Below are 11,199 nucleotides of genomic sequence, written 5' to 3'. Positions count from 1 at the left end.
ATAAAGAAAATGACAGTAATAATCAGCATAATAATTAATTTTTTTAAGACAAAACTATTAAGTTTTTTGAAATCAAAATATTTTATATATTTTTTAATTATAGGCATTGTATTTGGATATATAAGTTTTTTGAATTGTACAATAAAATCCAAAGATAAAAAAATAAAATCTTTAGAAAAAGAAATATATACAGCAAAAATAGAAATATCAAATATAACTGCTTTAAAAAATATAAACTTTGAAAAAAGACAAATATACATAGATGAAACTTTTAAAAGCAGCAGTAATTTAATAAATGAAATAGAAAATAAAAATCTTACAAAAAATGAATTAAGAGCTTTGAATACAAGCATAGAAAATTATTATAAAATAGCAAGCAATCAAAAATAATATAAGGCTGTTAATTATGAATAAAATATTTATATTTATTTTAACTTTATTCCTGATGGGCTGCCAATCTACAAAATATATAACCATACCGTTATCTAATCCACCTGCCTTCTATTACCCTAACACAAATATGCTCACACAAAAAGATTTAATAAAAGAATATCAAAACAGCTTGAAAAAAATATCAGAATGGCAGGAATGGTATAAAATAAATACATCTTCAAATTATTTTTATAATAAATAAAAATACCTAAAAATGCTATCTATATTGCAATCTTTTTACACCGTTTTATATTATAAACATACTTCAATAAACTAGATATAAATTTATTTATACCTAGTTAACAAAGTAGTAACCATTAAGTATTGAACAACAATAAAGGAATAAGAACTTGGCAAGCTGGCAAATTTATTTGACAGCTGATAATTAGCCAAGTTCGAGCATAACAACAATGAACAAAATATCTATATCTGGAATAATAGGCTGGGATTTTACTTCAAAAGATTTTAGAAATCTTACTCAAAATATGAATGGAGATTTAGAAATAGAAATTACATCTCCGGGCGGATTTGTATTTTCAGGTATAGAAATACATAATCTAATAAAGGAATACTCAAATAATAAAGGTAAAGTTACTATTAAAATAATAGGCTTATGTGCTTCTATAGCTTCATATATAGCTATGGCAGGGGATAAAATCATAAGTTATGATAATGCTGTATTTATGATTCATAATGTAAGCATTTCTACAAGTGGAGATTACAGAGAACTTAATAAACAAGCAAAAGAAATAGAGGCATTAACAAATATAATAGCAAAATCATATTCTAAAAAATTAAATATAGATATCAATGAAATAAGAAAACTGATGGACAATGAAACATTTTATTATGGCGAGGAAATATTAGGCTTTTCAGATGAAGTTGTCAGTAATGGAGATGGAGAAGTTTCTAATAAGGAAGAAGCATATATATTGGCCAAAAATAGAATATATTCCTGCATAAATAAAATGTCAGAAAGCAACAAGGCTAAAGATGACTTGAAAAAAGCGGTTGCTTTTCTAGCTCTTGCAGTAAATACAGATGATGAAAATAATGATTTAAATAACAGCAGTAATAATATCACAAAAACAGCAGAGTTCATTAATACATCAGAAAATAATAACATAAAAAAAGAGGATAAGAAAATTATGGATTTACAGGAATTAAAAGAACAGCAGCCAGAATTATATAAAACAGTGTTCAATCTTGGAATAGAACATGAAAGGAAAAGAGTTATGGCTCATATAAAATTAGGAAAGGCAAGCAATCTTATAGATAAATCCATTTCCTATATAGAAAACGGAGCCTCTATTAGTGATGATGAAGTTTTAGCAGAGTATCATAGTGCTCAGCTTAGTAAAAATATACTTAATATGCATATAGAGGAAAATCCTGAAAATACTAATATGCTTTCAGAAGAAGATAAAGATAAGGCATTAGAAGAACAATACTTGAAAGAGTTAAACAAATATAATCCTAAAAGATAAGGAGTATATGAATGAGTAATATCAACGAAGAAAAAATATCATACGATGGAGTAATAAGAAATGTATTAAAAAGCGAAACAGCTTTAGTTACTCTTGAAGCTTCAAGCCCTATTAAAAAAGGCACTATATTAATGAGAAACGGCGACAAATACAAACCTTATGAAACAGGTTCAAGTGATCCAGTAGGCATAGCTTTAAATGATGTAGAAGAAACAGAAGCAGGCGATTATCCTGTAGGAGTAATGCTTTCTGGAAGTGCTGATATAAACAGAGTAATTTTAAAAGGTCAAGAAGCAGGAGTTGGAATCACAACAGAAATAAAAGACAAATTAAGAATGTATTCTATATATTTAGAAAGTTACATAGAGATAGGAAAATCATAATTTTTAAATATTATAGATCTATTTATAAAAATTGTGAGCCTCTGGCAAATTTATTTGACAGAGCTATTGCCATAGGCACGCATAGCGAGCAAACAATTTTTATTAGCAGTAATGGAAAGTAATAATTTTTAAATATTATAGAAGTGAATATAAAAAGCGAGCTAAAGCTAACAGTTATAAGCTGAGGCGAGTATAGCAGCAATAGGAGTTTACATGCCAAATATTAGAGAGGCTTTTTTAAAGTCATATAAAGAAAGACAAGTTCTTAATCCTTTTTTAAGTAAATGGTTTAAGACAACACCAAGAGATATAGTAAGTGCTGGGAAAGTAAAAATAGATATAATGAGAAGTTCTTCAAAAGTAGCAACAGTTGTTACTGCTTTATCAGAACATTCTGCAAAACTAATAAGAACAGAATATACAGAAAAAGAGTTCACTCCGCCTAAAGTAGCCATAGGATTTGATATAACAGCAGAAGATATAGATACAAAAGTATTTGGGTTAGATCCTTATGCATCTGCAAATGTTCCATATATAGCAGATTTACAGTCAAGAATAATGGATAAAATGCGTGAAGGCGAATTGGCAATAGCAAGAAATATAGAATATCAGGCTTCTCAAATATTCCAAACTGGAAAATTAACATTGCAAGATGATAAAGGAAACAATGTTTATGAGATAGATTATAAGCCTAAAACAAGCCATATAGTTACAGTATCAACTGCTTGGTCTGATTATACTAATTCAGATCCTGACAAAGATATATCCAATCTTTATAAAGAAATATTAAAAGATGGGAAAACAAGAGCTGTAAATATTATATTCGGCTCTAATGCTTGGGAGAATTATTGCAATAACTCCAAAGTAAAAGACAAATTAAATCTTAGAAATGCTAATGTAGGAATAGTAGATCCTAAATATTTATATGATGATGCTGATTATTTAGGTGAGCTTCTTATAGGTACTAATAGATTTAGATGTTACTGTTATGAAGGATATTATACAAATGCAAGCGGAAAAGATGTTAATTTCCTTGATCCTGATAAAGTTATAATGATACCTGATTCAGAAAGTATTAATTGTGATTTCAGAAAAATATACTGCACATCATCTACTATAACTGGAGTAGATCCTCGCTTAGAAAGTATAATACCTAGTTATATGAATCTTGAAAACAGAGCATACACAATAAGAGCTTGGCTTAATGAACCAGCTGATAGTTTATCTGCTGAAATATCTACAAGACCGCTTTTAATTCCTGTTTCACTAGATAGTTTCGGATGCATAAAAACAACAGTATGATTTTATTGAAGTAAGGAGAGTCAAATGAAATATAGGATATGTAAAGGTAAAGCAATTTCTACTAGGAAAGGTATTATAAATGAGCTTGAAGAAATAGATGAAAGTTTATTAGACGGAAATGCAGAAAAATTGCTGAATGCTAAAATTATAGAGAAAATAGAAGAAGATAAAAAAGATGATAATATAGAAACAATCAATCAGCAAGAAAATAATACTACTTCAGAAGAAGAAAGTAAAGAAAAGAAATACTCTAAAAATATGGGAGCCAAAAAAATTGAATCTGCTAAAGCAAGCTAAAAAAGATTTAAGATTCACATTAGAAGATATTAATAATGGTTTTGGTACAGAGTTCCAATTTAATGACGGTACAAAAATAGAACCTATTATATGCAATGTTTCTGATATAGGATTTTTTTTAGACACTAATACTATGGCTGGAGTATCTTCAAGACAGGTAGAAATTACATGCTGTATAGAAACTTTGAAAAATAAAGGTTTTGCCTATCCTTCTAAAAATTGGATTCTAAGCTATATAAATACTAATAATGAAGAATTTTATTTCTCAATAAAGCAGATAAGACCAGACAGAACTTTAGGTATATATAATTTAGTTCTTGAAATTATGAAAATTGATAAAATACCTATAAAAGAATAAATAAAGCATAATAATTAATATGAATGCAATAATAAATAAACTAATTGATAAGAAAGATACTTTTGAAATTATACGTTTAAAGATAGCTAGTATATTAAAATATGAGCTTGAAAATCAAAAGAAACTAGCCAAAGAACAAGGAAAAGATGATAACAAATACAATATAGATATTTATGTAGAAAGAATAAATCCTTGGCTAATTTATTCCAATGAAATAAACGGCGATGAAAAAGGTGTTTTGCCATTAGTTAATATTACATTTGAAAGCGATAATCTTACACAGTCAGGAAGTATGAATACTATAAGACAAAAATCGCAGGGTACTTTTTATATAGATTGTTATGCTTTTAAAAATAAGAGTTTTGATGAAAATGCAGATGAGGCTTCAAGCAAAGAGGCTGACAGAATATCCACTATAATAAGAAATATATTAATGTATAGCGGATATTTATGTTTAGGTTTAGAAGGTTTAGTAGTAAGACGTTATATCACAAAAAGAGAAAAATTGACTCAAAATAGTGATTCTAATTCTTCAGAAAGCGTAGCAGTTTGCAGATTAACATTAATTGTTGATTATGCTGAATATTCTTTTGAAGAAGATCCTGTAGTATTAGAAAGCATAATAGGTGAATGTTTATTAAATGACACAGGTAAAGTGATATTTAATGCTAATTATATAAGTGAGCCAACAGCTGATACTAATATGTAGGCGAACATAACAATATAATAGAAGTTAAATAATACTTAATACAGATTATATAAGTGAGCCGAAACCATCAGCATAATTTATTATGTTGATACTAATAGGTGTAGGCAAACATAACAATAATAGGAGATATTATATGAGTGTAGATGTTAGTGCTTTATCCAGAGTTTTAGGTATAGATGTAACACCTCGTAATTTTAATGTAGGAAGTGCTGTGTTTTTACCTCAAAGAATAGCAATTATAGGACAGGGAAATTCAAATGCTCAATATACATTAGATAAATATTCAGTAACAACTTTAGGAGATGTAGCAGAAAAATACGGATATGGTTCTCCTATACATCTTGCATGCAGAATGCTTTTTCCTACAAATAATGACGGTATAGGAGGTATTCCAGTAACTATATATCCTCTTACAGACAAAAAAAGTTCAGTAGCTGCTAATGGAGAAATAATAGTAAGAGGAAATGCAACAGAACAAAAATCTGTAAAAATATATATAGGAGGAATAGCTTGTCAATTTTTAGTATCTAAAGGAGATAATGCAGATTCTGTATTAACAAAGATAAAAACTTCTATAGATAGTGTATTAGAAATGCCTGTAACTACTGGAGAAATATCTGATTCTAAACTTCCTATTACTGCTAAATGGAAAGGAGAAAGCGGTAATCAAATAAGTATAGATATAAGCGAAGCAATAGTTAAAGGACTTACTTTTTCAATGACTAAATTTGCTAATGGTGCTTTAAATCCTGATGTAGATACTGCATTAAATAAAATAGGAGAAGTATGGGAAACATTCATATTAAATCTTTTAAATTATGATGATGAAGATACATTATCTAAATATAGAAACTTTGGTGAAGGAAGATGGAATAATTTAATTAGAAAGCCTTGTTTAGTAGCAAATGGCTGTACAGATGATTTCAATACTAGAACAGCTATTACTAATGGAGATGCTCAAATAACAGATAGAATAAACTTTTTAATTACAAGTGTAGGAAGCAGGGAATTGCCTTTCTGCATAGCAGCAAGAGGATTAGCAAAAGATATTGTTAGTACAGCAAATAATAATCCTCCTCAAAATTACAAAGGATATTTAACTCAGCTTGAAGCTGGAAAAGATGAAGAACAGGAAGATTATACAGTAAGAAATAATGCAGTTAAATTAGGAAGTTCTACAAATATTAAAGTAGGAAATACAGCTGTATTAAATGATATAGTTACATTTTATCACCCTGCTAATGATGATATAGGAGTTTATAAATATGTTTGTGATTTAGTGAAAATTATGAACGTATTATTTAACTGTGAATTAATATTTGCAAGTGATGAATGGAAAGGTGCTCCACTATTGCCTGATTCAGCTGTAACAGAAAATCCTACAGCCAAACAGCCTAAGAATGCTAAGGCTGCTTTAATGACATTGGCTGACAGTTTGGAGAAAAATGCAATTATTAGTGATAAAGAGTTCACAAAAGCAAATATAACAGCATCTATAGATAAACAAAATCCTAAAAGAATTAATTGGACATTTCCAGTAAAAATATCTGGCAATGTTGAAATAATAAGCGGAGATATATATGTAGGAGTATATTTAGAAAAATAATAATAGATAGAACAATTTTTATTAGCAACAATAAAAACGAGCCGACCGAGTAGGTACCCTTTGGGTAAGCCAGCAAATAAAATTATTTATTTGCTAATTATAGGCTGAGGCGAGTATAACAATAATAAAAAATAATATTTTTAATATTAAAAAGATAATGATAAAAATTGTGAGCATCTGGCAAGTTTACTTGACAGACTAGTTAAAGCGAACAATTTTTATTAGCAAAAATAGGAGGAAATATGGCAGGAGTTGGTGGACCTATTAAAGGAATATATATTGATGGCAGAAACTTCGGAGTAGATGGAGAAGTTGATGCTCAATTCTTTCCGGGAGGTTTTACTAATGAAGTTAAACCTAATGGAGATGGTACTCAAAGACTTGTAAAATCAATAAAACCTTCTGAATTGAATGATATACCTATAGTTATAGATGACAGCAGAGGCGATGAAGAATTTTTACAAAATGTAATGAACAAACATGAGTTTGTACAAATATCATTTACTACTATAAACGGAGATGTATTCAGCGGTTTAGGACAAATAGTCGGAGATGCTTATACTTCTAAAAAAGAACAAACAAAAACAGTAAGTTTTCAGGGAACATTTGAAAAACAAGGATAATTTATGGAAATAAAAATAGAAAGAAAAACTGCAGAAATAGAGTTTAATGACTTTTGCGAAATGTGGGACATAGATAATGATGTTTCTATAATGAGTGAAGAAGATAAAGAAGGCTTTGAGAAACAAAAAAATACAATTATTAAAGCTATTATGCAGGGAAGACTCACTATCAATAAAGAAGATAGAACTTTAAAGTATATTGTATCAGAGTTTTCAGAGAAATCAGGAGAAGAATTAAAAATAAGACGTTTGAAAGGTGCTGATTATATGTCTATGGATAATTATAAAGAAAAAGAAAATGTCCATAAGATGTATTCTGTAATAGGAAATATGATAGGAAGAGATCCTAAATTTATATCCAATTTAGACGGAGCAGACAGTAAATTATTACAAGCTGTTATGATACTTTTTATACAAGGGTAAGTTCTATAATAGCTAAAAACGGAAGAGAAACAAAAGTATTAGGAGTATCAGGAATATGCTCTATGCTTTTGCAAATATGTTCAGATTATAGTTCATTACCCAATATAGAAAATATGACTATAGAACAGATAAAATTTTTTTATAATCCATTAATAAGCAGTTTGATAGAAACACAAAAAGAAATATCTAAACTAAAAAAATGAAAGGTTTTTTATGGCAAGCAAATATAGTATAGAAGCAGTATTTAAAGCTATAGATCAATTTACAGCCCCTATTAGGAATATGCAAAAATCAAGCAATAAATTATCAGCTTCTATACAAACAGACTTTGCCAAAGCACAAAGAGAAGCATTAAAGTTCAAAGATAATTTTAATAAAAATGTTTCAAAAGCAGTATCAAGTATAGGAAAAATTACAGCTAAAATAGGCATAGCTTCATCAGTAGCAGCAGGTGTAGCAGGTGCTGCTTTTATAAAAATAAGCAAAGATGCCATAGATTTAGCAAGCGATTTAACAGAAGTTCAAAACGTAGTTGATGTTACATTTGGAAAAAATGCTGATAAAATAAATAAATGGTCCAAAACTGCTTTACAGTCTTTCGGACTTTCAGAGCTTCAAGCTAAAAAGTTTACAAGTACATTAGGTGCTATGATGAAAAGCAGCGGACTTGCAGGCGATAAATTAGTTACTATGAGTCAAAATATGTCGGCATTGGCTGGAGATATGGCCAGTTTTTATAATTTAGATATTGAAGATGCTTTTGAGAAAATAAAATCTGGAATAAGCGGAGAAACAGAGCCTTTAAAAGCATTAGGTATAGATATGAGTGTTGGAAATCTTGAAGAAGCATTTGATATTGATTGGAAATCTCTTACATCAGCAGAAAAAACTATGTACAGATATCAATATTTAATGAAGGCCAGTAAAGATGCTCAGGGAGATTTTTTAAGAACTATGGATAATTCTTTGGCAAATCAAAGAAGAGTTATAGGAACTACTATAAGTCAAATACTGGCAAGACTAGGAAGTGTATTTTTACCGGGATTAATAAAAATAAGTTCTTCTATTTTAAAAGCTATACAAAGTATAGATGTAGAAGATATTGCTTCAAAACTAGAAACATTTGTATCTTCAATAGATTTTGACTATATAATAAATAATATTCAAAATACTATATCTGATATTATTAGTTTTATAAAACAGATAGATTTCAATTCAATATTTAATAAGGTAAAGGATATAGTTTCACGTATATTTCATTTTGTAAAACAAATTGATTTTAAAACTATACTTAATTTCATGTTTAATTTAATAAAAACTTCTATTACAATAATTAGTATACTAAAACCTTTTATTCCTATTATACTAGGTATAGTTGCAGCATTTAAAGCATATCAGACTATTATGCTTGCTGCTGCGATTGCTCAAATGGCTTTTAATATAATAATGGCTGCTAATCCAATTAGTATAATAATTATAGCAATAGGTATATTAATAGGATTAATATATATTTTAATAAAGAACTGGGACATTGTTAAAAATGCTGTTATTAATTTTGTAAATACAGCATTCAATTTTTTAGACAATCTTTTTAATAAAATATATGAGTTTATAGATTCAGCTCCTTGGTTTCTGCAGGCTTTTATAATGCCTTTTAAAATCGGTATAGATTTAGTTAGAACTTTGCTTGCTATATGGAAAAATGTTGTTAATGCTTTCAAAGAAAATGGAATAAAAAGTGCTTTAATAGAAATTGGAAAAGGAATCATAGCTTTATTAATAACTCCTTTACAAAATGTATTAGGTTTAATTTCTAAAATACCATTAGTTGGAAATATAACAAGCGGATTATCTGAAAAAATGAATGATATAAAAAGCTCTCTTGTAGCACCTACAACAAAAGAAGAAAGAGCAAATGTAACTAAAACTATAGAAAATACAACTAAAGGAATTGTAGAAATAAGAGATACTACAGGAAAAGCAAAAATGACAAGACCTATTAATACAAAAAATCCTAATATCACTTTTAAGCCTTCAGGAGCTTTTTAAATGTCTTGGGAAGATAGATTATTAGAAGCAAGTTATATATCTCCAAGCGGCATACCTTTTAATTTTCTTTATGAAGATGTTTCTTATGAATTTGATAAGAAAACAACATCTTTTATTTTTCCTGATATAGATGGTGCTTATGTTCAGGATATGGGAGTCGGAGAAAACAGATATCCTCTCAATATAATATTTTGCGGTGAAAACTATGACTTGGAAGCTGACAGATTTGTTAAAGCATTAAAAGAAAAAGGCAGAGGAACATTAATTCACCCTAAATATGGTATAAAAAAAGTAGTACCTTTTGGAACTATAAAAAGAAATGATGGTATAGTCAATAATGCTAATCAATGCATATTTGAAATAATATTTATAGAAGATAATATACGTACTGATAATTCTTTATTAGGAAGTATATCTAATATAATTGATAAAATACAAAATTGCGTTGATGTATATGCTCAATATGCTTCATTTAATTTTGTTAAAACTTTTGCAGTTACATCTGTTGGAGAACTTATAACAATCAGAGATATAGCAACACAGTCTTTTACAGATGTATTTAATCAAATATCTTATATAGCAGGCATAAATGATGATTATGACAGTATATTAAAACTTTTAAATGATTCATTTATAGATACAATAAATGAAATAGGAAATAAGCCAATTAATGCAATAAATATGCTTATGAGTGCTATGCTTATTCCTGCTCAAATACCTAATTATGATGTAAGCAGTAAACTTGATATATTTGAAAACTTAATTAATCCAAAATTAAAAACTAAATATAATAAATCTATATATGATGCCAATATAGAAAAGACAAATTTTGCTATAGATAAAGTTTTTATGTATACAGCTGCTGCTGGAATGTGTCAGTCTGTTATATATTCTGAAATAAAAACAAGGGATAAAGCATTAGAAATTAATGATAGAATAAATAATAATTATAATAATATTCAGAGATGGTTAGATGATAATATAAAATCTTTATCCTTCACAGATGATGAATCAGACTATAATAATATATTAAAGTTAATATCACAAACTAAAAATTACCTTGTTAATAATGCTTTCAATCTATCTTCTGCAAATAAAATAATATTAGATGAAGATAGAAATATATTTGAATTAGTAAGCGAGCTTTATGGAAGTTTAGAAAATATAGATGATTTTATATCATTGAATAAATTAAATATACAGGAAATAGAAATACTGCCAAAAGGAAAAGAAATAGTATATTATTTATAAATTGAAAAGGAGTAAAACTTTATATTTATGCCTTCCAAACATTTAGTAAAACAGAATGAAGATTTAAAACAAATAGCAATACAATATTATGGCACCACTCAAAAAATTAATTTAATTATTAAGTCAAATTCATTTTTAGCAGTTAGAGAGATAATTAACAGCTTACCTCAAATAATAGAAGGCGACATTTTATTTATTCCATAATATATAAAAAACTGTTCGCTTGTAGCCTGTGTATACTAAAAATTTTTAAGTTTATCAATTTTTAATTGTTCTTTT

At 27.9% G+C, this 11,199-nt stretch carries 15 protein-coding genes; all 15 read left to right on the top strand.

All coding sequences use genetic code 11. The features are described 5' to 3' along the window. The coding region (locus F811_RS0101555; RefSeq protein ID WP_020003544.1) for a hypothetical protein at positions 1–390 on the top strand (390 nt) is incomplete at its 5' end. A gap of 16 nt (positions 391–406) precedes the next feature. Continuing rightward, complete coding sequence (locus F811_RS0101550) at positions 407–634, top strand: hypothetical protein (RefSeq protein ID WP_020003543.1); 228 nt, start codon at positions 407–409, stop codon at positions 632–634. 208 nt (positions 635–842) lie between these two features. After that, complete coding sequence (locus tag F811_RS0101545; protein ID WP_020003542.1) at positions 843–1,919, top strand: head maturation protease, ClpP-related; 1,077 nt, start codon at positions 843–845, stop codon at positions 1,917–1,919. A gap of 11 nt (positions 1,920–1,930) precedes the next feature. Continuing rightward, positions 1,931–2,302 carry a hypothetical protein gene (locus tag F811_RS0101540; protein ID WP_020003541.1) on the top strand — a complete coding sequence of 124 codons (372 nt, stop codon included), beginning with the start codon at positions 1,931–1,933 and terminating at the stop codon, positions 2,300–2,302. A gap of 213 nt (positions 2,303–2,515) precedes the next feature. Further along, the gene (locus F811_RS0101535) at positions 2,516–3,604 is read left to right on the top strand and encodes a major capsid protein (RefSeq protein ID WP_020003540.1); all 1,089 of its coding nucleotides are present in this window, start codon (positions 2,516–2,518) and stop codon (positions 3,602–3,604) included. Positions 3,605–3,628: 24 nt separating this feature from the next. Further along, positions 3,629–3,901: a hypothetical protein gene (locus F811_RS0101530; RefSeq protein ID WP_020003539.1), complete on the top strand. Its 273-nt coding sequence runs from the start codon at positions 3,629–3,631 to the stop codon at positions 3,899–3,901. Further along, entirely contained in the window at positions 3,879–4,259 is a 381-nt protein-coding gene (locus F811_RS0101525; protein WP_020003538.1) for a hypothetical protein, read from the top strand. The genes F811_RS0101530 and F811_RS0101525 overlap by 23 nt, the downstream gene beginning before the upstream one ends. 19 nt (positions 4,260–4,278) lie before the next feature. Beyond that, a complete protein-coding gene (locus F811_RS0101520) occupies positions 4,279–4,968 on the top strand; it encodes a hypothetical protein (RefSeq protein ID WP_020003537.1) in 690 nt (229 codons plus the stop codon). A gap of 133 nt (positions 4,969–5,101) precedes the next feature. Beyond that, entirely contained in the window at positions 5,102–6,574 is a 1,473-nt protein-coding gene (locus F811_RS0101515; protein ID WP_020003536.1) for a hypothetical protein, read from the top strand. A 242-nt stretch (positions 6,575–6,816) separates the two neighbouring features. Then, positions 6,817–7,197: a hypothetical protein gene (locus tag F811_RS0101510; RefSeq protein ID WP_020003535.1), complete on the top strand. Its 381-nt coding sequence runs from the start codon at positions 6,817–6,819 to the stop codon at positions 7,195–7,197. 3 nt (positions 7,198–7,200) lie between these two features. After that, complete coding sequence (locus tag F811_RS0101505) at positions 7,201–7,620, top strand: hypothetical protein (protein WP_020003534.1); 420 nt, start codon at positions 7,201–7,203, stop codon at positions 7,618–7,620. A gap of 62 nt (positions 7,621–7,682) precedes the next feature. After that, entirely contained in the window at positions 7,683–7,823 is a 141-nt protein-coding gene (locus tag F811_RS16680) for a hypothetical protein (protein WP_014487959.1), read from the top strand. A 10-nt stretch (positions 7,824–7,833) separates the two neighbouring features. Next, entirely contained in the window at positions 7,834–9,669 is a 1,836-nt protein-coding gene (locus F811_RS0101495; RefSeq protein WP_020003533.1) for a phage tail family protein, read from the top strand. Continuing rightward, positions 9,670–10,920, top strand: coding sequence for a DNA circularization N-terminal domain-containing protein (locus tag F811_RS0101490; RefSeq protein WP_020003532.1), 1,251 nt, complete (start codon positions 9,670–9,672; stop codon positions 10,918–10,920). A 27-nt stretch (positions 10,921–10,947) separates the two neighbouring features. Beyond that, positions 10,948–11,124 (top strand): hypothetical protein, encoded by a 177-nt coding sequence (locus tag F811_RS16675; RefSeq protein WP_014487955.1) that lies wholly within the window; start codon positions 10,948–10,950, stop codon positions 11,122–11,124. Positions 11,125–11,199: the final 75 nt, after the last annotated feature.

This window comes from Brachyspira innocens ATCC 29796, assembly GCF_000384655.1.
Taxonomy (GTDB): Bacteria; Spirochaetota; Brachyspiria; order Brachyspirales; family Brachyspiraceae; genus Brachyspira; species Brachyspira innocens.
The sequence above is the reverse complement of the archived record's forward strand: the minus strand, read 5'-3'. Positions and strand labels throughout refer to the sequence as shown.